Genomic DNA, 22,206 nt, shown 5'->3' with positions numbered 1-22,206 from the left:
ACCATCGATCTGGTCATAGGCCTTGAATTCACCAAAATACTTGGTGATCGCAGCCGTCAGAGTCGTCTTGCCGTGGTCAACGTGACCAATGGTCCCGATGTTGACGTGCGGTTTCGTACGTTCAAACTTTGCCTTTGCCATAAGCAGGGCTCCTTAGGATTCAGTTGTCTAAGAGGAGAGGCGGGGCGCATCGGCCCCGCCATCCCGATCAGGCGTATTTCTTCTGGATCTCGTCCGAGATGTTCTGCGGCACGGCCTCGTAATGGTCGAACTGCATCGTGAACACTGCGCGGCCCGAGGACATCGAGCGCAGGTTGTTGATGTAGCCGAACATGTTGGCCAGCGGCACCATCGCGTCGATCACGTTGGCGTTGCCACGGGTATCCTGACCACGCACCATGCCGCGACGGCTGGTGAGGTCGCCGATGATCGAACCGGTATATTCTTCCGGCGTCACGACTTCGACCTTCATGATCGGTTCCAGCAGCTTGGCGCCGGCTTTCTTCAGACCTTCACGCATGGCGGCACGCGCGGCGATCTCGAAGGCCAGGACCGAGGAGTCGACGTCGTGGAAGGCACCGTCGATCAGCGCCACCTTGAAGTCGATCACCGGGAAGCCAGCCAACGGACCCGAGTCCATGACGGACTTGATGCCTTTTTCGACGCCGGGGATGTATTCCTTCGGCACCGCACCGCCCACGATCTTCGATTCGAACGAATAACCTTCGCCCGGCTCGGTCGGGGTGATGACCAGCTTGATACGCGCGAACTGGCCGGTACCACCGGTCTGTTTCTTGTGCGTATAGTCGATTTCGGCCTGCGACGAGATCGTCTCGCGGTAAGCCACCTGCGGCGCACCGATATTCGCCTCGACCTTGAACTCGCGCTTCATGCGATCCACGAGGATGTCGAGATGAAGTTCGCCCATGCCCTTCATGATGGTCTGGCCCGACTCGAGGTCGGTCTCGACGCGGAAGGACGGGTCTTCAGCAGACAGGCGCTGAAGGGCGAGGCCCATCTTCTCCTGGTCGGCTTTCGACTTCGGCTCGACGGCGATCTCGATCACCGGCTCGGGGAAGGTCATGGTTTCCAGAACCACCGGCTTGTTCGGGTCGCACAGCGTGTCGCCCGTGGTGGTGTCCTTCAGGCCCGCCAGAGCGATGATGTCGCCAGCGAACGCTTCCTCGATCTCCTCGCGGTTGATGGCGTGCATCACCATCATCCGGCCGACACGCTCGCGCTTGCCCTTGGTCGAGTTCATCATCTGGTCGCCCTTCTTCAGCGCGCCCGAATAGATGCGCGTGAAGGTCAGCGAGCCGACGAAGGGGTCGTTCATGATCTTGAACGCCAGCGCCGAGAAGGGCTGCTCGTCCGAGGCGGAACGCTCGATGTTGCGGGTCTCGGTCTCGTCACCCGGGGCGAAGCCCAGATAGGCGGGAACGTCGGTCGGCGCGGGCAGGAAGTCGACAACGGCGTTCAGCAGCGGCTGCACACCTTTGTTCTTGAACGCGGAACCGGCCATCATCGGGAAGAAGGACAAGGACAGCGTGCCCTTGCGGATCAGCGCGCGCAGGGTCGCCTCGTCGGGCTCGTTGCCCTCCAGATAGGCTTCCATGGCGGCGTCGTCCATGTCGACGGCAAGCTCGATCATCTTGCCGCGCCATTCGTCGGCAAGCTCCTGAAGCTCGGCACGGATCGGTTGACGAACCCAGCTTGCGCCGAGGTCTTCGCCCTTCCAGACCCATTCTTCCATCTTGATCAGGTCGATGATGCCTTCCAGCGTATCCTCGGCGCCGATCGGCAGAGCGATCGGGCACGGGGTGCCGCCGGTGCGGTCTTTGACCATGTTGACGCAGTTGAAATAGTCGGCGCCGATCTTGTCCATCTTGTTGACGAACACGATGCGCGGAACCTTGTAGCGGTCAGCCTGACGCCACACGGTCTCGGTCTGCGGCTCGACGCCGGCATTGCCGTCCAGAAGGCAGATCGCACCGTCGAGAACCGCCAGCGAGCGTTCGACTTCGATGGTGAAGTCGACGTGGCCGGGGGTGTCGATGATGTTGAAGCGGTTGCGCTGCGACTGGTCCTCGGTGAAATCCGCGTCCTCGTGGCGCTGCCAGAAGGTCGTGGTTGCAGCCGAGGTGATGGTGATGCCGCGCTCGGCCTCTTGCTCCATCCAGTCCATCGTCGAGGCGCCGTCATGCGTCTCGCCGATCTTGTGGTTCTTGCCGGTGTAGAACAGGATGCGCTCGGTCATCGTGGTCTTGCCCGCATCGATGTGGGCCATGATCCCGAAGTTCCGGTAGCGCTCCAGCGGATATTCGCGTGCCATAGAGGGCCTTCCTTCCGGTTACCAGCGGTAGTGGCTGAACGCTTTGTTGGCGTCGGCCATCTTGTGCGTGTCTTCACGCTTCTTCACGGCGGTGCCGCGACCGTTGACCGCATCGGCCAGTTCACCGGCCAGGCGCTCTTCCATGGTGTGTTCGTTGCGCTTTTTCGACGCATCGATCAGCCAGCGGATGGCCAGAGCCTCGCGGCGGGTCGGGCGAACCTCGACCGGAACCTGGTAGGTCGCACCACCGACGCGGCGCGAGCGCACTTCGACCGAGGGCTTCACGTTGTCGAGGGCTTCGTGGAACACCTCGATCGGCTCGCGCTTCAGCTTGCCCTGAACGCGGTCAAGGGCGCTGTAGACGATGCGCTCGGCGACCGACTTCTTGCCGTCGATCATCAGGTTGTTCATGAATTTGGTCAGCACGCGATCGCCATACTTGGCGTCGGGCAGGACTTCGCGCTTCTCAGCGGCGTGACGACGAGACATATCGTGATCTCCTTACTTCGGACGCTTCGCGCCGTATTTCGAACGGCGTTGACGACGATCTTTGACGCCCTGGGTGTCCAGCACACCGCGAAGGATGTGGTAACGGACACCCGGAAGGTCTTTTACACGGCCGCCGCGGATCAGCACGACGCTGTGCTCCTGGAGGTTGTGCTTTTCGCCCGGGATATAGGAGATGACCTCGAAGCCATTCGTCAGGCGCACCTTGGCGACCTTACGCATAGCGGAGTTCGGTTTCTTCGGCGTCGTGGTATAGACGCGCGTACATACGCCACGCTTCTGCGGGCACCCTTGCAGGTGCTGCGACTTCGAGCGCTGCACTTTCGGCTGCCGCGGCTTGCGGATCAGCTGTTGGATCGTCGGCATTCGGTTCCCCGTCTTGCTTTCGTCAATACTCGCAGCAATTGCTGCGCCACTTCTCGACGGCGTAACGCGCCCATCGCGAAACGCCAGAACCCATCCTATCCCTCGCGGGAGGACGGGTTTATTTCCAGAGGATCGGAGCTTGCGCCCGGATCGTGACCAAACATAGGTTCTGGGCCCCAGGCAGAATCCTGCCGGGTGTGCGGCGTATAGGGGGAATCGCGGGGGGAGTCAACAGCGCCTCCCGCGCCCTGCCCCTGCCCTATTGGCCCCAGCGCGGACGATCGGCGCCCGGCAGGCCAAAGCCGCGCGCGGCGGCCTCGATGGTGGGAAGGTCGATGCGGAAACGCTCGGCCAGCATCTCCGCCAGATCCTCGCCCGCGGCCTCCCAGGGATAGCCCGCGCCGATCGCGCCGGAATCGTTGTCGTGGTTCAGAAGGCGCACGAACATTACCTTCGCGGGCAGGGTCACGCCCGGCATCGAGAGGCCGATCTTCCAATGCGGGAAATGCATGACGCTGCGCCCGGCATCCGGGGGCAAATAGACGGTCAGCCCGGCCACGGCGTTGTAAATCACCCGAGGCTCGACCGTGATGCCCTTTTGCGTGGCCTTCAGCACCAGCCCGCGCGCATAGTCGCAGGAAAGCCGGCGGCGGCGCTTCCACAGCGGCTGCATCGCGGCGAAATCGCGGCGCGCGTCCCGGATGTAGTCCACCGCAACCGCGTCGTCGTCATCCTGCCGGAAATGCCCGACGACATCCGCTTCCTCTTCGATATGCGGGGCGATGGCGGCAAGGCAGGCCTCAAGATGCAGGTCCATCGGCGGGACCAGCGCCAGCTTGAACTGCGGCGCGATCTCGGTCAGTTCGCGCAGCCGCCCCATATACGGCTCCGGCAGGTCCGGGCCGGTCATCAGGACCAGCGTGAAATCGGGATCGGTCTGCGCCAGCAAGCCGGGCAGCGCGATATTCTCGAACCAGAACCAGCGCCGCTCCAGCCGCTCGGGATCGTAGAGATAGGCGCGCCGCTCCTCGATGCTTTCATGCGTCACCTGAAAGCCCCTGCCGCCCAGATAGGAGAAGCGGCAAAGCCCCAGCATTTGAACCCGCATCAGACCCGCCTTCCCAATTGCCTTTCGCGCAGGATGGAATAAAGCCCCGCGCCCACCACCAATGCCGAGCCGCCCCATGTCCAGGGGTCCGGCCATTCGCCGAAAAAGACCAATCCCAGCAGGATCGCCCAGATCAGCGACGTATAGCGAAAGGGCGCGACGAAGGAAATCTCGCCCACGCGCATGGTGGCGACGGCGGTGAAATATCCGACGGTCAGGAAAGCCGCGGAAAGCAGCAGCAATCCCATCTCGCCGGGACGGGGCAACCGCCATGTCTCGGTCAGCCCCAACGCGACGCCCGACAGCGTCACCGTCAGCGCGGCATAAAAGGCGATGGTGGCCGAGCCGACCGCGGCCGAGAAGAACCGGGTCGCGATGTCGCGGACCACGATCAGCAGCATCGAGGCAAGCGCGAGGAAGGACCACAGGTCGAAGGCCCCCGTGCCCGGACGGAGGATCAGGACCACCCCGACGAAGCCGACACCGATCGCCGAAAGCCTGCGCCAGCCCAACCGCTCGCGAAAGACCAGCGCGGCAGCCAGCGTGACCGCCAGCGGCAACGCCTGCATGATGGCCGACAGATCAGCGAGCGCCATCTGGCGCAGCGCCAGCAGATAAAGCAGCGTCGAGAGGATGTCCGCGACGCTGCGCATCACCAGAGGAAGCCGGTCGCCGCGCGGCACGGCAAGGCTGATCCTTTCGCCATGCAGCCGTGCCACAAGCAACATGAGGCCGAGGACCAGCAACCCCCGGATCACCACCGCTTCATAAAGCGGCAGATGCTGCGTCACCCCCTTCATGATCGAGTCGTTGCAGGTGAACGCCGCCATGCTCGTCATCATCAGCAGCGCGCCTTGCAGGTTCTCACTTGCCCCGGCCGGGATCTGCGACGGAAGCGAGGCCGGTCTGACGCGGCGGTTGGGCGAAATGAGGGGTGTGCGCATGAAGGCTCCGCTGCGTCCGCCCGCGAACGGTATTGAGACGAAAGGTAAAAATCCAGCGCGGCGATATCCGGCAAGCAGGCTCCGGCAGGGTCCCGAAATGCAAAAGGCCCGGAGCAGATGCTCCGGGCCTTCGCAAGGTCATGTGGCGATGGATCAGCCTTCGCTGCCCGTCGATGCCGGGACTTCCTCGGGCGCGATCAGCGCGGCGGCAGCCTCGGCCTCGGCGCGGCGCGCCTCGATCACGGCATTGTCGCGCTCGGTCGCGATGCGCTTCACGCGCGAGGTCGCGCCACCGGTGCCCGCCGGGATCAGGCGGCCGACGATGACGTTCTCCTTCAGCCCGACCAGCTTGTCGCGCTTGCCCTGAACGGCGGCCTCGGTCAGCACGCGGGTCGTCTCCTGGAACGAGGCGGCCGAGATGAAGCTGCGGGTCTGCAGCGATGCCTTGGTGATGCCCAGAAGCACCGGCTCGCCCGTGGCCGGACGGCCACCCTTGGCTTCGATCTTGGCGTTCTCTTCCACGAACTCGTCGCGGTCGACGTTTTCGCCCTTCAGCAGCGTGGTGTCGCCGCTGTCGAGGATCTCGATCTTTTGCAGCATCTGGCGAACGATCACCTCGATGTGCTTGTCGTTGATCTTCACGCCCTGCAGTCGATAGACGTCCTGCACCTCGTCGATGAGATAGTCGGCCAGAGCCTCGATCCCCATGATGCGCAGGATGTCATGCGGCGCCGGGTTGCCGTCCATGATGTAGTCGCCCTTCTGCACGAAGTCACCTTCGTGAACCGGGATGTGCTTGCCTTTCGGCACCATGTATTCGACGGCTTCCAGCGTGTCGTCAGCAGGCTCGATCGAGATGCGGCGCTTGTTCTTGTAGTCCTTGCCGAAGCGCACGTAGCCATCGAGTTCGGCGATGATTGCGTGATCCTTGGGACGACGGGCCTCGAACAGTTCCGCCACGCGGGGAAGACCCCCGGTGATGTCCTTGGTCTTGGCGCCTTCGCGCGGGATACGCGCCACGACGTCGCCGGCCTTGATCTCCTGCCCTTCCTCGACCGACAGAACGGCGTCGACCGACATCGGATAGGTGACAGGGTTGCCCTGCTCGTTGCGGACCGGCTCGCCGTCCTGATCGACGATGATGATCTCCGGCTTCAGCTCATTGCCCTTCGGCGCCGAACGCCAGTCGGTCACGATCTTCTGCGTCATGCCCGTTGCATCGTCGGTCTCGTCGCGGACCGAGATGCCCGAGAGCAGGTCGACATATTTCGCGATACCGGCCTTCTCGGCGATGATCGGCAGGGTATAGGGATCCCATTCGAACATCTTCTGGCCGCGATTGACGTGATCGCCTTCGCGCACGAACAGTTTCGAGCCGTAGAACAGCTTGTGGTTCGCCAGCACTTCGCCCTGAGCATTCAAGATGTTCAGCTGCATGTTGCGGCTCATCACGATCAGCTCGCCATTGGCATTTTCCAGCGTGCTCTCGTTTTCATACGAGACCGTGCCTTCCTGTGCCGCCGCAATGAAGGACTGCTGACCACCCTGCGCGATGCCGCCGATGTGGAAGGTCCGCATCGTCAGCTGCGTGCCGGGCTCGCCGATCGACTGCGCGGCGATGATGCCGACGGCCTCGCCGATATTGACCAGCGTGCCGCGGGCCAAGTCGCGACCATAGCAGAGCGCGCAGATGCCGTCCTCGGATTCGCAGGTCAGGGCCGAGCGGATGCGGACCGACTGGACGCCGGCCTGCTCGATCTCGTCCGCCTTGCGTTCGTCGATCAGCTCGTTCTTGCGAACGATCACGACATCCTCGCCCGGAACCAGCACGTCATCGGCCGCGGTCCGGCCCAGAACGCGCTCGGAAAGCGGGCTGACGATTTCGCCGTCATTGACCGCCGCCGAAGCGGTGATCGCGCGATCGGTGCCGCAGTCATGCTCACGGATGATGCAGTCCTGCGCCACGTCGACCAGACGACGGGTCAGGTAACCCGAGTTCGCGGTCTTCAGAGCGGTATCGGACAGACCCTTCCGGGCGCCGTGGGTCGAGTTGAAGTATTCAAGAACGGTCAGACCTTCCTTGAAGTTCGAGATGATCGGCGTCTCGATGATCTCGCCGTTCGGCTTGGCCATCAGGCCGCGCATCCCGCCCAGCTGCTTCATCTGGCTGACCGAACCCCGGGCACCGGAGTGCGCCATCATGTAGACCGAGTTCGGCTCAAGCTCCGCACCCTTCTCGTCCTTCTTGGTGGCCGAGATGGTCTTCATCATCGCGTCGGTGACCTTGTCGTTACATTTCGACCAGGCGTCCACGACCTTGTTGTACTTCTCGCCCTGGGTGATCAGGCCGTCCAGATATTGCTGTTCGAACTGCTTCACCTGGTCCTGCGTCTCTTCGACCAGATCCCATTTCGTCGGCGGGATGACCATGTCGTCCTTGCCGAAGGAAATGCCGGCCTTGAACGCCTCGCGGAAGCCGAGACCCATGATCTGGTCACAGAAGATCACCGACTCTTTCTGGCCGCAGTAGCGGTAGACGGTGTCGATGACGTTCTGGATGTCCTTCTTGCGCAGAAGGCGGTTGACCAGCTCGAAGGGAGCCTTTGCGTTCTTGGGCAGCAGCGCGCCAAGACGGATCCGGCCCGGAGTCGTGTCGAAGCGCTTGATGACCTCGTTGCCGTTCTCGTCGATCTGCGGCAGGCGGGCCTTGATGCGGGCATGCAGATGCACCGCGCCGGAAGCCAGCGCGTGCTCGACCTCTTCGAGGTTGGTGAAGGCCATGCCTTCGCCCTTCATGCCCTCGCGTTCCATGGTCGTGTAGTAGAGACCAAGGACCATGTCCTGCGACGGAACGATGATCGGCGCGCCGTTGGCGGGCGACAGAACGTTGTTCGTCGACATCATCAGGACGCGCGCTTCCAGCTGCGCCTCAAGCGACAGCGGGACGTGAACAGCCATCTGGTCGCCGTCGAAGTCGGCGTTGAAGGCCGAGCAGACCAGCGGGTGAAGCTGGATCGCCTTGCCTTCGATCAGGATCGGCTCGAACGCCTGGATGCCCAGGCGGTGCAGCGTCGGCGCGCGGTTCAGCAGAACCGGATGCTCGCGGATCACCTCGTCGAGGATGTCCCAGACCTCGGGACGCTCTTTCTCGACCAGCTTCTTCGCCTGCTTGACGGTCGAGCTGAGGCCCTTCGCCTCAAGCCGCGAATAGATGAACGGCTTGAACAGTTCGAGCGCCATCTTCTTCGGCAACCCGCACTGGTGCAGCTTCAGTTCCGGCCCGGTCACGATGACCGAACGGCCCGAGAAGTCGACCCGTTTCCCCAGAAGGTTCTGGCGGAAGCGGCCCTGCTTGCCCTTCAGCATGTCGGAGAGCGACTTCAGCGGGCGCTTGTTGTTGCCGGTGATGACGCGGCCGCGACGGCCGTTGTCGAACAGCGCATCGACCGACTCTTGCAGCATCCGCTTTTCGTTGCGGACGATGATGTCGGGCGCGCGAAGCTCGATCAGGCGCTTCAGGCGGTTGTTCCGGTTGATGACCCGGCGATACAGGTCGTTCAGGTCCGAGGTCGCGAAGCGGCCGCCATCCAGCGGAACCAGCGGACGCAGTTCCGGCGGAATGACCGGGATCACGGTCAGGACCATCCATTCGGGACGGTTGCCCGACTCGAGGAAGCTCTCGACGATCTTCAGGCGCTTGATGATCTTCTTCGGCTTCAGCTCGCCCGTCGCTTCCTTCAGCTCCTCGCGAAGCTGCTCGGCAGTGGCGGCCAGGTCGATATTGGCCAGCATTTCGCGGATCGCCTCGGCACCGATATTGGCCGAGAACGCGTCAGCGCCATACTGGTCCTGAGCGTCGAGGAATTCTTCCTCGGTCAGAAGCTGGCCGTAGGTCAGGTCGGTCAGACCCGGTTCGATCACGACGTAATTCTCGAAATAGAGAATACGCTCGAGATCGCGCAGCGTCATGTCCAGCATCAGGCCGATGCGCGAGGGCAGCGACTTCAGGAACCAGATATGCGCGACCGGGGCGGCCAGCTCGATATGGCCCATGCGCTCGCGCCGGACCTTCTGCAACGTGACCTCGACGCCGCATTTCTCGCAGACGAGGCCGCGATATTTCATGCGCTTGTATTTGCCGCAGAGGCATTCGTAATCCTTGATCGGGCCAAAGATACGCGCGCAGAACAGGCCGTCACGCTCGGGCTTGAACGTGCGGTAGTTGATGGTTTCGGGCTTCTTCACCTCGCCATAGGACCAGGCCAGAATTTCTTCGGGCGAGGCCAGCGAGATCTTGATCTCATCGAACTGACGCGGCTGGGCCAGCGGGTTCAGGGGGTTGGTGGCAAGTTCCTGGTTCATTTTCAAATCCTAATGAGGGGCGCGGAAAGGAGGGAAATGGGGCGCTTTCGCGCCCTCACTCCTCGTCCTCCGCATCCAGGAGTTCCATGTTGAGGCCCAGACCCCGGACCTCCTTGACCAGAACGTTGAACGATTCCGGCACGCCGGCTTCGAAGTTGTCCTCGCCCTTGACGATGCTCTCATAGACCTTGGTGCGGCCGGCAACGTCGTCCGACTTCACCGTCAGCATCTCCTGCAGGGTATAGGCGGCGCCATAGGCTTCCAGCGCCCAGACCTCCATCTCACCCAGACGCTGACCGCCGAACTGCGCCTTACCACCCAGCGGCTGCTGCGTGACGAGGCTGTACGGCCCGGTCGAACGGGCGTGCATCTTGTCGTCGACAAGGTGGTGAAGCTTCAGGAAGTACTTCACACCCACGGTCACAGGACGCGCGAAGGGCTCGCCCGTGCGGCCGTCGAAGACGATCGACTGGCCCGACTCGTTGAAGCCGGCACGCTTGAGGGCGTCGTTGATATCCGCCTCCTTCGCACCGTCGAACACCGGCGTCGCGATCGGAACACCAGCCCGGACAGCATTGGCGCTTTCCAGCACGTCCTCGTCCGCCATGTCGGCGAAGGTCAGATCATAGGTCTGGTCGCCATAGCCGTTCTTCATGGCATCGCGAACGGTCGTCATGTCGCCATTGCGCCGGTATTCCTCCAGCGCCTCGTCGATCTTGATGCCAAGGCCACGGCTGGCCCAGCCCATGTGCACTTCGAGGATCTGACCGACGTTCATGCGCGACGGCACGCCCAGCGGGTTCAGCACGAGGTCAACCGGCGTGCCATCGGCGAGGAACGGCATGTCCTCGATCGGCACGACCTTCGAAACGACACCCTTGTTGCCGTGACGACCGGCCATCTTGTCCCCGGCCTGAAGCTTGCGCTTCACGGCAACGAACACCTTGACCATCTTCATCACGCCCGGAGGCAGGTCGTCGCCTTGACGGACCTTCTCGACCTTGTCGTCGAAGCGGTTGTCGAGGGCACGCTTCAGCGCGTCGAATTGCTGGTTCAGCGCCTCGACTTCCTTGGCGGTTTCCTCTTCGGCGACGGCAAGCTGCCACCATTGCCCGCGGCTCAGCTGGCTCAGCAGGTCGTCGTTGACGATCGCTCCGGCCTTGATGCCTTTCGGACCCTTCACGACTTCCTTGCCGGTGATCAGCGATTTCAGGCGCGCATAGATGTTGCGCTCCAGAATCGCCAGCTCGTCGTCACGGTCGCGGGCCAGACGCTCGACTTCCTCGCGCTCGATCTGCAACGCACGCTCGTCCTTGTCGACGCCGTGGCGGTTGAAGACCCGAACCTCGACGATCGTGCCATAGGCACCCGGCGGCAGACGCAGCGAGGTGTCGCGCACGTCCGAAGCCTTTTCGCCGAAGATCGCGCGAAGCAGCTTTTCTTCCGGGGTCATCGGCGATTCACCCTTCGGGGTGATCTTGCCGACCAGAATGTCGCCCGGTCCCACTTCGGCGCCGATATAGACGATGCCAGCCTCGTCGAGGTTGCGCAGCGCCTCCTCGCCGACGTTCGGGATGTCGCGGGTGATCTCTTCCGGGCCAAGCTTGGTGTCGCGGGCCGCAACCTCATACTCGTCGATATGGATCGAGGTATAGACGTCGTCGCGGTGGATACGCTCGCTCACGAGGATCGAGTCCTCGTAATTGTAGCCGTTCCACGGCATGAAGGCCACGACCACGTTCCGGCCGATCGCCAATTCGCCCTGATCGGTCGACGGACCGTCGGCAACGACCTGACCCTTCACCACCTTGTCGCCCACCTTGACCAGCGGACGCTGGTTGATGGTCGAGGACTGGTTCGAACGCTTGAACTTGCGCAGACGATAGATGTCCACGCCCGCGTCGCCCGCGCCCAGATCCTCGGTCGCCCGGATAACGATACGCTGCGCATCGACCTGGTCGATGATGCCGCCGCGACGGGCCATGATGGCCGCGCCGGAATCGCGCGCAACCGTCGCTTCCATGCCGGTGCCGACAAACGGCGCCTCTGCCCGCAGAAGCGGGACAGCCTGACGCTGCATGTTGGCGCCCATCAGCGCGCGGTTGGCGTCGTCATTCTCGAGGAACGGGATCAGCGCCGCAGCGACCGAGACCAGCTGCTTGGGCGAAACGTCGATCAGGTCGACCGCTTCCACCGGGTTCAGCATGAAGTCGCCGGCCTGACGGGTCGAGACCAGCTCGTCCACGAACTTGCCGTTCTCATCCAGCGTCGCGTTGGCCTGAGCCACGGTGTGACGCATTTCCTCGGTCGCGGACATATAGACCACGTCGTCGGTGACGTGACCTTCGATGACCTTGCGATACGGGGTCTCGATGAAGCCGTATTTGTTCACGCGGGCGAAGGTGGCCAGCGAGTTGATCAGACCGATGTTCTGGCCTTCCGGCGTTTCGATCGGGCACATCCGGCCATAGTGGGTCGGGTGAACGTCGCGAACCTCGAAGCCGGCGCGCTCACGGGTCAGACCGCCCGGCCCCAGCGCCGAGAGACGGCGCTTGTGCGTGACTTCCGACAGCGGGTTGGTCTGGTCCATGAACTGCGACAGCTGCGACGAGCCGAAAAACTCGCGCACGGCAGCAGCCGCGGGCTTCGCGTTGATCAGATCCTGCGGCATGACAGTGTCGATCTCGACGCCGGACATGCGCTCGCGGATCGCGCGTTCCATGCGCAGCAGGCCGATGCGATACTGGTTTTCCATCAGTTCGCCGACCGAGCGCACCCGGCGGTTGCCGAGGTGGTCGATGTCGTCGATCTCGCCCTTGCCGTCGCGCAGTTCCACGAGACCGCGGATACAGGCGATGATGTCATCCTTGCGCAGGGTGCGCTGGGTGTCCGGCGCATCCAGATCAAGGCGCATGTTCATCTTGACGCGACCCACGGCCGAAAGGTCGTAGCGCTCGCCGTCGAAGAACAGGCTGTTGAACAGCGTCGAGGCAGCCTCGACGGTCGGCGGCTCACCCGGACGCATCACGCGGTAGATGTCCATGAGCGCGCCTTCGCGGTTCATGTTCTTGTCCGCCGCCATGGTGTTGCGGATATAGGGACCGACATTGACGTGGTCGATGTCCAGAACCGGGATGTCCTCGATGCCGTTGTCCAGCAGGACTTTCAGCAGACCGCCCGAGATCTCGCCATCGCGATCGTATTCGATCGTGATTTCGTCACCGGCTTCGGCATAGATGAAGCCGGTATCCTCGTTGATGATGTCTTTCGCGACGAAGCGGCCGACGATCTTGTCGAAGGGCAGCAGCAGGTTCATGTCGCCTTTTTCGGCAAGCTGCTTGACCAGACGCGGCGTGACCTTGTCGCCGGCCTTGGTGACGACTTCGCCGGTTTCGGCGTTCACGAGGTCATAGGTCGGGCGGGTGCCGCGCACGCGCTCGGGGAAGAACTTTGTGACCCAGCCCGCGTCCTGTCCCCGGACGGCGCGCTGCAGCTTGTAGTCAACCGTGTCGTAGAAGGCATCCATGATGCCCTCCTGATCCATGCCGAGGGCATAGAGCAGCGTCGTCACCGGCAGTTTCCGGCGGCGGTCGATACGCGCGAACACAAGATCCTTGGCATCGAATTCGAAGTCCAGCCACGAGCCGCGATAGGGAATGATGCGGCAGGCGAACAGCAGCTTGCCCGAGCTGTGGGTCTTGCCGCGGTCGTGGTCGAAGAACACGCCGGGCGAGCGGTGCATCTGCGACACGACGACACGCTCGGTCCCGTTCACGATGAACGTCCCGTTCTGCGTCATCAGGGGCATGTCGCCCATGTAGACGTCCTGCTCCTTGATGTCCTTGACCGATTTCGCGCCCGTGTTTTCGTCGACATCGAACACGATCAGACGCAGCGTCACCTTCAGCGGCGCGGCATAGGTCATGTCGCGGGCCTGGCATTCGTCAACGTCGTATTTCGGCCGCTCAAGCTCGTATTTCACGAATTCGAGGGTCGCCGTCTCGTTGAAGTCCTTGATCGGGAAAACCGACTGGAAGACACCGTTGATGCCCTCGCCGTCCTGATGGCCCTCACCCTCGCCCGACCGCAGGAACAGGTCGTAGGAGGATTTCTGAACCTCGATGAGGTTCGGCATTTCAAGGACTTCGCGGATATTGCCATAGTAACGCCGGATGCGTTTCTGGCCGACATAAGCTTGCGCCATAGAGGGTCTAACCTTTCGTCTTTCGCTTGCAGACGGTCGTCGGGGCCCGACCGGCGCAAGGCGGCGAATGAGGGGCGGGGTCCCATTCGTGCCTCGCGTCCCACCGCGCGGCTCCCGAACCCCGAACATGCCCTGAAGGAAGGTTTTCCCTGAAACCGTCCTTCAAGACAGGTTCGGCAGGGACCGGGAAACCCGGACCCTGCCTGAATGTTCCGAATTAATCGGCCGGCACCATCAGGTGCAGGACCAATTACTTCAGCTCGACCTTGGCGCCAGCCGCTTCGAGCTTTTTCTTCATTTCTTCAGCGTCAGCTTTCGAGACGCCTTCTTTGACTTTGCCACCGGCTTCGACCAGGTCCTTGGCTTCTTTCAGGCCAAGACCGGTGATGCCGCGAACTTCTTTGATCACGTTGATCTTGTTCGCGCCAGCGTCGGTCAGGACGACGTCGAATTCGGTTTTCTCTTCGACGGCTTCAGCAGCCGCAGCCGGGCCAGCAACCATGACGGCGCCACCGGCGGCCGGCTCGATGCCGTACTCGTCTTTCAGGATGGTCTTCAGTTCCTGGGCTTCCAGCAGGGTCAGGCCCACGATTTCTTCGGCGAGTTTTTTCAGGTCAGCCATTTTTCCGTTCTTTCCATTAAGTGTTCCAACGACGGGTATTCAACCCTACGAGGGAATGGGATTGCCTTAAGCGGCCTCGCGCTCTTCCAGAGTCGTGAGGATGCCCGCGATGTTGGAAGCAGGTGCGCCAATCGCGCCCGCGATGTTCGAGGCAGGGGCGCCGATGCAGGACACGATCGAAGCGATAAGCTCCTCACGCGACGGCATCTGTGCCACGGCTTTCACACCGGCAGGGTCAAGCGCCGTGTCGCCCATCGCACCACCAAGGATCACGAACTTGTCGTTGGCCTTGGCGTACTTGTCCGCGATCTTGGCCGCAGCCACCGGATCCTCGGAGTAAGCGAGCACGGTCATACCCGTCAGATAGTCGGCAATGCTTGCGCAGGGCTTCCCATCCAGGGCGATCTTGGCGAGCCTGTTCTTGGCAACGCGAACGGACCCGCCAACTTCGCGCATCTGCGCGCGCAGGTCCTGCATTTGGGCAACCGTCATTCCTTCGTAGTGGGCAACCACCACGACGCCAGAGGCTTCAAAGATCTGGCCGAGTTCTTCGACCAGCTGCTCTTTTTGCGCTCTATCCACGGTTTCACTCCAAGTATGGGGGTTTCCCCCCGGCTCAACTATCCAGCCGCCCGAACAGCGACTGAACCGGTCCGTGACGGTCCAAGATCCCCCGAAGAAACCTTCGGAAAATGGTCTTGATCCCATCTCAGGAAGGAAATTAAGCGGATCTCTCCGCACCCTCCGTCTCGGACAGGACGGGGCGCGATGAACGCCCCGCCATCCGCCGGATCACTCCGGCGAAATTCTTGCGCTTACTGCGCGACGGCCGAAGCCAGGTCCAGCGACACGCCCGGCCCCATGGTCGAGCTGATCGAGACCTTCTTGACATAGGTGCCCTTGGCGCCCGACGGCTTCGCGCGGTTCACCGCATCGACGAAGGCGCGGATGTTCTCGGCCAGCTTGGCGGCATCGAAGGAAGCCTTGCCAACGCCAGCGTGAACGACACCGGCTTTTTCAGCCTTGAACTGGACTTCACCGCCCTTGGCAGCTTCCACGGCCGATTTCACGTCCATGGTCACCGTGCCGACCTTGGGGTTCGGCATCAGGTTGCGCGGGCCCAGGATCTTGCCCAGACGGCCGACCAGCGGCATCATGTCCGGGGTGGCGATGCAGCGATCGAATTCGATCTTGCCCGACTGGATGGTCTCCAGCAGGTCTTCCGCACCGACGATCTCGGCACCGGCGGCCTTGGCTTCGTCAGCTTTCGGGCCACGGGCGAAAACGGCGACGCGGACGTGCTTGCCCGTGCCGTTCGGCAGGGTGACGACGCCGCGGACCATCTGGTCGGCGTGGCGCGGGTCAACGCCCAGGTTCATCGCGATCTCGACGGTCTCGTCGAATTTCGCCTTGGTGTTGGCTTTCACCAGAGCAACCGCATCCTCGACCGTGAGGTTCGATTTTCCTTCGAAGGCGGCGCGGGCAGCGGCTTTGTTTTTCGCAACTTTTGCCATGACTTAGCCTTTCACCTCGATGCCGATCGAACGGGCCGAGCCGAGGATGATCTGCATCGCGGCTTCGACGTCGTTCGCGGACAGGTCTTTCATCTTGGCTTCGGCGATCTCGCGGACCTGCTTGGCGGTCACGGAACCGGCGACCACACGGCCGGGCTTTTCCGAGCCCTTGGCGCGGTTGCGCTTGCCGACCGGCTTCAGGCCAGCGGCCTTCTTCAGCAGGAACGAGGCCGGGGCCGTCTTCGTCTCGAAGGTGAAGGACTTGTCGGCGTAATAGGTGATCACGACCGGAACAGGCGAACCCTGCTCCATCTCCTGCGTGCGGGCGTTGAACGCCTTGCAGAATTCCATGATGTTGATGCCGCGCTGACCCAGAGCCGGGCCGACGGGCGGGGACGGGTTGGCTTGACCCGCCTTGATTTGCAGCTTGAGGCTGCCGACAACTTTCTTGGCCATCTGGCCCTCTCCTTATCATCACGCCCGCGGGATGCGGGCAGACTTAGCGGTCCGGCGCATCCCAAAAGGGGATGAACGCCTCCCGCACCAAATCACGCGGTCTTGGAAACCTGCGTGAATTCCAGCTCGACCGGGGTGGGCCGGCCAAAGATCGAAACGGTGACCTTGATGCGGCTCGAGACCTCATCCACCTCTTCGACCATCCCCGAGAAGCCCTCGAACGGACCGTCGGTCACATTCACACGCTCGCCCACGTCGAACCGGATCAGATTGCGCGGCGCCACCTCGGCCCCGCCTTCACCGGTGCGATGCAGGATCGCGTTCACCTCGTCGTCGCGCATCGGCATCGGCTTGCCTTGCGCACCGAGGAAACCCGTCACCCGATTGATCGAGTTGACCAAGTGATAGGTCCGGTCGCTGAGATCCATATGGACCAGCACGTAGCCCGGCATGAAGCGACGCTCGGAGGTCACTTTCTTGCCGCGACGGATCTCGATCACCTCTTCAGTGGGGACCAGAACCTCGTCGATCTGCTCTTCCAGACCATTTTCCGAAGCCGCCTGGCGAATCGCCTCGGCAACCTTCTTCTCAAAGTTCGACAGGACGCTGACCGAATACCAACGCTTTGCCATGTCTCGATCGACCCCTGTTCATTCCAGGCCGGCTGACGCCAAGCCCTTGCAATTCATTGCTGCCCATCAGGCTCGGCGTTCGTCCGAACGACCATCCGGCCAAATTGAAATCGGCGCGCACGACCGAATCGATGCACGCCGCGTCTCGGGGCAGATCGCACGGACATAACGCCCCCTGCCCTTCATTGCAAGACCTCAGCTGCCGACGAAGTTCACGATCTGGGACAGGCCCGTCTTGATCGCAAGATCGACGAGGAAGAAGAAGATCGAGGCCAGAGTCGCCATGATCAGCACCATGATGGTGGTGGTGATCACTTCGCGCCGGGTCGGCCAGCTGATCTTGCCGACTTCGCTGCGCACCTGACTGATGAACTGGACGGGGTTGGCCATGATGTTCCCTTGAGTCTTGCAGCGCGTCAGATAGCCGCTGCCGGCGCAGGATTCAAGCCGGAACTCGCCCGAAGCCTCAGGGATCCAGAAACTCGACCCCCGGCATCCTGCGGATCGCCGCGATCTCGGCCCCGTAGATATAGGCCGAGCGGGCCCTAACCTTGTCGTCAAGCAGACTGAGCGGCGGGTGTCCGGCCTCGCGCGGGAACTTCTTGCGCGCCCGCTGGAACAGGTCGCGCAGGTCGGACTGCGTGTCGATCATCGCACGCTCGCGATACCAGTCATAGCCGGGCTGGGTCACGCTGACATTGCGCGGCGCGGGCGCGGGCACTTCGGCCAGCAGGGCTGGCGGCACCAGACGGGCCAAAAGCTCCGGCCGGATCGCGGCATAATCCTCATAGCGCCAGACGACGATGCGGCTCACGCCCTCGACCGCAGCCAACCGCTTGACCAGCCCCGACCAGCGGACCCGCGCCGGATCGCGCTCGCCCAGATAGGGTTCCAGCTCGATCTCGTTGCCCGCGCTCAGTTGCAGCGCAAAGGCCGAGACATGGAAGCTGGCCGGGTCGCGGATCGACAGATAGAGGGTGGCCGGCTCCGCCCCGGCCATCGTGATCACCTGACGCAGGCGTCTGGGCGCGGTGGAATAGAGCGTCCCCCAGCGCGAATACATGTTGGTGCGATGGGTTCCGCCGAGGATGTTCTCCTCCGAGATCAGCAGCCCCTCATGCGTGGCCAGCGCCTCCTCGAACTGGCGCCGGCATTCGCGGGCGGCCTTCGAAGCCGTGCCCTGGGCCAGCGCCAGCCCCAGCGGCAGGGCATCACGCAGCAAGGCCGGGTCGGCATAGAAAAGGCCGGCTTCGCTCAGCCGATTCCGTATCTGACGCAGCGAGAATTGCAGATGGGTCGAGGCGGTCTTGTGCGCCCCCAAGTGGATGCTCAGAGCCATGGCCCGTGTTCACCGGAGGTCATGCGAATTGTCAAGAGAGGCGGCTTGGCAGGGGTTGGGGGACTCGAACCCACGACCCTCGGTTTTGGAGACCGATGCTCTACCAACTGAGCTAAACCCCTAAGCCGAGGCTTCAAATATGGCCTGTGCTGAAGGCCGTCAAGGCGAATTTCCGAAACTTGCGCGCCGGCCTGCGACGAAGCCTGCCGACGCGCTGCGGGCGGCTGGTGGCTCCGCCTCAGTCGCTTTCCAGAAACCCGCCGGATTGCCGCGCCCAGAGGCCGGCATAGATGCCGCCGCGCGCCAGCAATTCGTCATGGCTGCCCTGCTCGACGATCCGGCCCCGGTCCATCACCACCAGCCGGTCCATCCGCGCGATGGTCGAGAGGCGGTGCGCGATCGCGATCACGGTCTTGTCACGCATCAGCAGTTCAAGCTGGTCCTGAATCGCCGCCTCGACCTCGCTGTCGAGGGCGCTTGTCGCCTCGTCGAGGACGAGGATCGGCGCATCCTTCAGCAGCACGCGCGCGATGGCGATGCGCTGGCGCTGCCCACCCGAAAGCTTCACCCCGCGCTCGCCCACATGGGCCTCCAGCCCCCGCCGCCCGCGCGAATCGCTGAGGACGCCGACGAAATCCAGCGCCTCGGCCTGACCGGCGGCGCGCATGACCTCGTCCTCGCTGGCTTCGGGGCGGCCATAGGCGATGTTGTCCCGGATCGAGCGGTGCAGCAGCGAGGTGTCCTGCGTCACCACCCCGATCGCGGCGCGCAGCGATTCCTGCGTGACCTGCGAGATGTCCTGCCCGTCGATCAGGATGCGGCCCGATTCGAGGTCGTGGAAGCGCAGCAGCAGATTCACCAGCGTCGACTTGCCCGCGCCCGAACGGCCGACCAGTCCGATGCGCTCGCCCGGCGCAATGTCGAGGGTGAGGTGGTCGAGGACCGCGCCGCCCTGCCCCTCGACCGCGTCGCGGTAGCGGAAGGTGACGTCCTGGAACTCGACCCGGCCCTTCGGCACCTCGAGCGGCTTCGCGCCCGGGACGTCGGTGACCATACGCGGCAAGGAAAGCGAGCCGATGCCGTCCCGAACCGTGCCGATATTCTCGAAAAGCCCGGCAAATTCCCACATGATCCAATGCGACATGTTGCCCAGCCGCAGCGCGAGCGGGATGGCGATGGCGACCGCCCCGACCTCGATCCGGCCCCCGACCCACAGCCAGATCCCCAGCGCCGTGACCGCAAAGGTCAGGCCCGAGTTCAGCGAGGCCAGCAGGATGTTCTGGATCGAGGCCAGCCGCATCTGCGTGTGGACCGTTTGCAGGAAGCCGTCCATGCTGTCGCGGACATAAGCCTCCTCGCGCGAGCTGTGCGAGAAAAGCTTCACGGTCGAGATATTGGTATAGCTGTCGACCACTCGGCCGGTCATCACCGCGCGGGCGTCTGCTTGCGCCTCGCTGACCCGGCCGATGCGCGGCACCAGCCACCACAGCAGCAGCCCATAGAACACCCCCCAGGCAAGGAACGGCACCGCAAGCCATCCGTCGGTCGAGGCGGCAAGGACCAGCGCGCCAAGGAAATAGACCCCGACATAGACCAGCACGTCGAGGAACTTCATCGCCACCTCGCGCACGGCCAGCGCCGTCTGCATCAGCTTGGTGGCGATGCGGCCCGCGAACTCGTCCTGGAAATAGCTCATCGACTGGCGCAGCAGATAGCGGTGCGCCTGCCAGCGGATGCGCTGCGGCAGGTTCCCCATCAGCGTCTGGTGCATCAGGAGCGAGAAGATGATCTGCAGAAGCGGCAGCCCGATCACCAGGATCGTGGCCATGAGGATCAGCCGCCCGCCCTCGACCTGCCAGAAATTCGCACGATCGGCCCCGGCCAGCCGGTCGATCAACTCGCCCAGATAGCCAAACAGGATCACCTCGAACACCGCGATCAGCGCCGAGCAGGCCGACATGGCCAGCATGTAGCCCCATGCCCCGCGCGAGAAATGCAGGATGAAGCGCCAGAGCCCCTTGGGGGGCATCCGCGGCAGGTCGACAGGATAGGGATCAAGCCGGCTTTCGAACCAGCGAAACATTCTGAACCTCGTGGATTTTGCAGGGCGGGCGCGCTTGATCGCCCGCCGGCACGTTCCCATGCACCCGCGCGAGGTGCAAGGGGGGCTAGAGGTGCCGCGTCTCGGGCGCCGGGTTCCACCATGCGTCATGCGCGCCATCGGCATAAAAGACCGGGGCGGCGATCAGCTCCGCCTCGCTCGCGTCGTCAAGCGCGTTGATGCAGACCATGACGAAAGGCCCGCCCATCTCGGCAAGATCGCCCTGCGTCCAGAGGCGGGTGCCGCAGCGGGCGCAGAAATGGTGATGCATGTTCACCCCGTCCGGCTGGCTGCGCGGCGTCTCGGCCAGATGCGCGCTGCCTTCGGTGACGCGGAAGCCCGCCGCATCCGGCAGGCGCATCTCCCAATAGCGCATCTTGCGGCAGAAGCGGCAATTGCAGCGCATCGTTCCCTGTCCAAGATCGCCCTCGGCCTCGAAATGCACCGCGCCGCAAAAGCAGGAACCGTGATAGGTCTTCATCGCTCAACCTCCTGATGATTGCGGCCATCCTGAGGCAGTAATGCTGACAGATCCTGTCAGTTGACGAGCTTTTCGGCGAAGAAGGCCTGCGTCCGGTCCCATGCCAGTTTCGCCGCCGCCTCGTCATAGCGGGGCGTGGTGTCATTGTGGAAACCGTGCTGGGTGCCGGGATAGAAGAAGGCCTGATATTCCTTGCCATTGGCCTTCAGCGCGGCCTCGTAATCCGGCCAGCCCGCATTCACCCGCTCGTCACTCTCGGCATAGTGGATCAGCAGCGGCGCCTTGATCCGGGCCACTTCCTCGGCCCTCGGTTGGCGGCCATAGAACGGGACCGAGGCATTGAGGTCGGGATAGGCCACGGCCAGCGCATTGCAGACGCCCCCGCCATAGCAGAAGCCGACGCAGCCGACCTTGCCGGTCGAATCCGGGTGATCGCGCAGGAACTCATAGGCGGCGAAGAAATCCTCCATCAGCTTCGCGGGATCAAGGCTCGCCTGCATCTCGCGCCCCTGCTCGTCATTGCCCGGATAGCCGCCGATCGAACTCAGCCCGTCCGGCCCGAAAGCCAGATAGCCCGCCTTGCCAAGACGGCGCACCACATCCTCGATATAGGGATTGAGGCCGCGATTCTCATGCACCACCAGCACGGCCGGCAGTTTGCCCGAGGCATCGGCGGGCCACGCCATCAGGCCCGAGATGCTGCCATTCCCCTCAGGGCTTTCATAGCTCACGGTCTCGGTTCGGATCGCGGGATCGTCGGGGGGCACCTGCTGGGCCAGCGCGTAATCGGGCTTCAGCGCCTCGAAGATCGCGGCAGCCGACATCCCGACGGTGGCGAATTGCGCGGCCTGCGCCATGAAGTCGCGTTTCGAGATGCGGCCATGCACATAGCCGTCGAAAATCTCGAGGATGCGCGGGTGGAAATCGGAAGCCTTCCTGCGTTCGGTCATCGCCCTGCCCTCCCTTTTGGCTGGGACAGCCTAGCAGGCTGACCGGTGAATTCCCGGTAAACTTTCTCGGAAAAGAAAAAGGCCGCCCCCAAGGGGACGGCCCTGTCGTCGCGATATCCCCGAGGGGATCACCCGACGATCCGTGTTTCCCGAATTACTTCAGGATTTTCGAGACGACGCCTGCGCCGACGGTGCGGCCGCCTTCACGGATGGCGAAGCGCAGCTTCTCTTCCATCGCGATCGGGGCGATCAGTTCGACTTCGAACTTCAGGTTGTCGCCCGGCATCA

General features: G+C 63.1%; 18 protein-coding genes, 1 tRNA gene and 1 pseudogene. All 20 read right to left on the bottom strand.

Annotated elements, in window-relative coordinates:
• Nucleotides 1-141 (bottom strand): GTP-binding protein (locus VNQ78_RS01130; RefSeq protein ID WP_287884751.1); only part of this gene is annotated, 141 nt, incomplete at its 3' end.
• Between the two features lie 67 nt (nt 142-208).
• Nucleotides 209-2,332: an elongation factor G gene (gene fusA, locus VNQ78_RS01125; RefSeq protein WP_325685706.1), complete on the bottom strand. Its 2,124-nt coding sequence runs from the start codon at nt 2,330-2,332 to the stop codon at nt 209-211.
• 18 nt (nt 2,333-2,350) lie between these two features.
• Nucleotides 2,351-2,821 (bottom strand): 30S ribosomal protein S7, encoded by a 471-nt coding sequence (gene rpsG, locus VNQ78_RS01120; protein ID WP_074970828.1) that lies wholly within the window; start codon nt 2,819-2,821, stop codon nt 2,351-2,353.
• A gap of 12 nt (nt 2,822-2,833) precedes the next feature.
• Nucleotides 2,834-3,205, bottom strand: a complete 372-nt coding sequence (gene rpsL, locus VNQ78_RS01115) for a 30S ribosomal protein S12 (protein WP_022705687.1) — start codon at nt 3,203-3,205, stop codon at nt 2,834-2,836.
• A 259-nt stretch (nt 3,206-3,464) separates the two neighbouring features.
• Nucleotides 3,465-4,313 carry a putative rhamnosyl transferase gene (locus VNQ78_RS01110; protein WP_325685702.1) on the bottom strand — a complete coding sequence of 283 codons (849 nt, stop codon included), beginning with the start codon at nt 4,311-4,313 and terminating at the stop codon, nt 3,465-3,467.
• On the bottom strand, nt 4,313-5,257 hold the full coding sequence (locus VNQ78_RS01105; RefSeq protein WP_325685700.1) for a DMT family transporter: 945 nt from the start codon (nt 5,255-5,257) through the stop codon (nt 4,313-4,315). Before VNQ78_RS01105 ends, VNQ78_RS01110 begins: the two co-directional genes overlap by 1 nt.
• Before the next feature lie 153 nt (nt 5,258-5,410).
• A complete protein-coding gene (gene rpoC / locus VNQ78_RS01100; RefSeq protein ID WP_325685698.1) occupies nt 5,411-9,619 on the bottom strand; it encodes a DNA-directed RNA polymerase subunit beta' in 4,209 nt (1,402 codons plus the stop codon).
• Between the two features lie 55 nt (nt 9,620-9,674).
• Nucleotides 9,675-13,823, bottom strand: a complete 4,149-nt coding sequence (rpoB, locus tag VNQ78_RS01095) for a DNA-directed RNA polymerase subunit beta (RefSeq protein WP_325685696.1) — start codon at nt 13,821-13,823, stop codon at nt 9,675-9,677.
• A gap of 250 nt (nt 13,824-14,073) precedes the next feature.
• The gene (rplL, locus tag VNQ78_RS01090) at nt 14,074-14,445 is read right to left on the bottom strand and encodes a 50S ribosomal protein L7/L12 (protein ID WP_325685694.1); all 372 of its coding nucleotides are present in this window, start codon (nt 14,443-14,445) and stop codon (nt 14,074-14,076) included.
• 66 nt (nt 14,446-14,511) lie between these two features.
• Complete coding sequence (gene rplJ, locus VNQ78_RS01085) at nt 14,512-15,027, bottom strand: 50S ribosomal protein L10 (RefSeq protein ID WP_325685692.1); 516 nt, start codon at nt 15,025-15,027, stop codon at nt 14,512-14,514.
• A 233-nt stretch (nt 15,028-15,260) separates the two neighbouring features.
• Complete coding sequence (gene rplA / locus VNQ78_RS01080) at nt 15,261-15,959, bottom strand: 50S ribosomal protein L1 (RefSeq protein ID WP_325685690.1); 699 nt, start codon at nt 15,957-15,959, stop codon at nt 15,261-15,263.
• A 3-nt stretch (nt 15,960-15,962) separates the two neighbouring features.
• Nucleotides 15,963-16,415, bottom strand: a complete 453-nt coding sequence (rplK, locus tag VNQ78_RS01075) for a 50S ribosomal protein L11 (protein ID WP_325685688.1) — start codon at nt 16,413-16,415, stop codon at nt 15,963-15,965.
• A 92-nt stretch (nt 16,416-16,507) separates the two neighbouring features.
• Nucleotides 16,508-17,047, bottom strand: a complete 540-nt coding sequence (nusG, locus tag VNQ78_RS01070; protein WP_325685686.1) for a transcription termination/antitermination protein NusG — start codon at nt 17,045-17,047, stop codon at nt 16,508-16,510.
• A gap of 195 nt (nt 17,048-17,242) precedes the next feature.
• Nucleotides 17,243-17,437 carry a preprotein translocase subunit SecE gene (gene secE / locus VNQ78_RS01065; protein ID WP_325685684.1) on the bottom strand — a complete coding sequence of 65 codons (195 nt, stop codon included), beginning with the start codon at nt 17,435-17,437 and terminating at the stop codon, nt 17,243-17,245.
• 76 nt (nt 17,438-17,513) lie between these two features.
• A complete protein-coding gene (locus VNQ78_RS01060) occupies nt 17,514-18,386 on the bottom strand; it encodes a hypothetical protein (protein ID WP_325685682.1) in 873 nt (290 codons plus the stop codon).
• A 46-nt stretch (nt 18,387-18,432) separates the two neighbouring features.
• Nucleotides 18,433-18,508, bottom strand: a tRNA-Trp gene (locus VNQ78_RS01055).
• Nucleotides 18,509-18,624: 116 nt separating this feature from the next.
• Entirely contained in the window at nt 18,625-20,469 is a 1,845-nt protein-coding gene (locus VNQ78_RS01050) for an ABC transporter ATP-binding protein (protein ID WP_325685680.1), read from the bottom strand.
• Nucleotides 20,470-20,554: 85 nt separating this feature from the next.
• Nucleotides 20,555-20,968 (bottom strand): GFA family protein, encoded by a 414-nt coding sequence (locus tag VNQ78_RS01045; RefSeq protein WP_325685678.1) that lies wholly within the window; start codon nt 20,966-20,968, stop codon nt 20,555-20,557.
• Between the two features lie 56 nt (nt 20,969-21,024).
• On the bottom strand, nt 21,025-21,918 hold the full coding sequence (gene yghX / locus VNQ78_RS01040) for a YghX family hydrolase (protein ID WP_325685676.1): 894 nt from the start codon (nt 21,916-21,918) through the stop codon (nt 21,025-21,027).
• Nucleotides 21,919-22,072: 154 nt separating this feature from the next.
• A pseudogene (tuf, locus tag VNQ78_RS01035) lies at nt 22,073-22,206 on the bottom strand (elongation factor Tu); the annotation flags it as partial.

The organism is Paracoccus sp. (in: a-proteobacteria) (assembly GCF_035556475.1).
In the GTDB taxonomy this organism is placed as follows: domain Bacteria; phylum Pseudomonadota; class Alphaproteobacteria; order Rhodobacterales; family Rhodobacteraceae; genus Paracoccus.
Note: the sequence above shows the minus strand (reverse complement) of the source record. Positions and strands in the feature narration are given on the sequence as shown.

Excerpts from the sequence above, each read along its gene's own strand:
- fusA (WP_325685706.1), bottom strand. The coding sequence starts at position 2,332 with ATGGCACGCGAATATCCGCTGGAGCGCTACCGGAACTTCGGGATCATG.
- rpsG (WP_074970828.1), bottom strand. The coding sequence starts at position 2,821 with ATGTCTCGTCGTCACGCCGCTGAGAAGCGCGAAGTCCTGCCCGACGCC.
- rpsL (WP_022705687.1), bottom strand. The coding sequence starts at position 3,205 with ATGCCGACGATCCAACAGCTGATCCGCAAGCCGCGGCAGCCGAAAGTG.
- VNQ78_RS01110 (WP_325685702.1), bottom strand. The coding sequence starts at position 4,313 with ATGCGGGTTCAAATGCTGGGGCTTTGCCGCTTCTCCTATCTGGGCGGC.
- VNQ78_RS01105 (WP_325685700.1), bottom strand. The coding sequence starts at position 5,257 with ATGCGCACACCCCTCATTTCGCCCAACCGCCGCGTCAGACCGGCCTCG.
- rpoC (WP_325685698.1), bottom strand. The coding sequence starts at position 9,619 with ATGAACCAGGAACTTGCCACCAACCCCCTGAACCCGCTGGCCCAGCCG.
- rpoB (WP_325685696.1), bottom strand. The coding sequence starts at position 13,823 with ATGGCGCAAGCTTATGTCGGCCAGAAACGCATCCGGCGTTACTATGGC.
- rplL (WP_325685694.1), bottom strand. The coding sequence starts at position 14,445 with ATGGCTGACCTGAAAAAACTCGCCGAAGAAATCGTGGGCCTGACCCTG.
- rplA (WP_325685690.1), bottom strand. The coding sequence starts at position 15,959 with ATGGCAAAAGTTGCGAAAAACAAAGCCGCTGCCCGCGCCGCCTTCGAA.
- rplK (WP_325685688.1), bottom strand. The coding sequence starts at position 16,415 with ATGGCCAAGAAAGTTGTCGGCAGCCTCAAGCTGCAAATCAAGGCGGGT.
- nusG (WP_325685686.1), bottom strand. The coding sequence starts at position 17,047 with ATGGCAAAGCGTTGGTATTCGGTCAGCGTCCTGTCGAACTTTGAGAAG.
- secE (WP_325685684.1), bottom strand. The coding sequence starts at position 17,437 with ATGGCCAACCCCGTCCAGTTCATCAGTCAGGTGCGCAGCGAAGTCGGC.
- VNQ78_RS01060 (WP_325685682.1), bottom strand. The coding sequence starts at position 18,386 with ATGGCTCTGAGCATCCACTTGGGGGCGCACAAGACCGCCTCGACCCAT.
- VNQ78_RS01050 (WP_325685680.1), bottom strand. The coding sequence starts at position 20,469 with ATGTTTCGCTGGTTCGAAAGCCGGCTTGATCCCTATCCTGTCGACCTG.
- VNQ78_RS01045 (WP_325685678.1), bottom strand. The coding sequence starts at position 20,968 with ATGAAGACCTATCACGGTTCCTGCTTTTGCGGCGCGGTGCATTTCGAG.
- yghX (WP_325685676.1), bottom strand. The coding sequence starts at position 21,918 with ATGACCGAACGCAGGAAGGCTTCCGATTTCCACCCGCGCATCCTCGAG.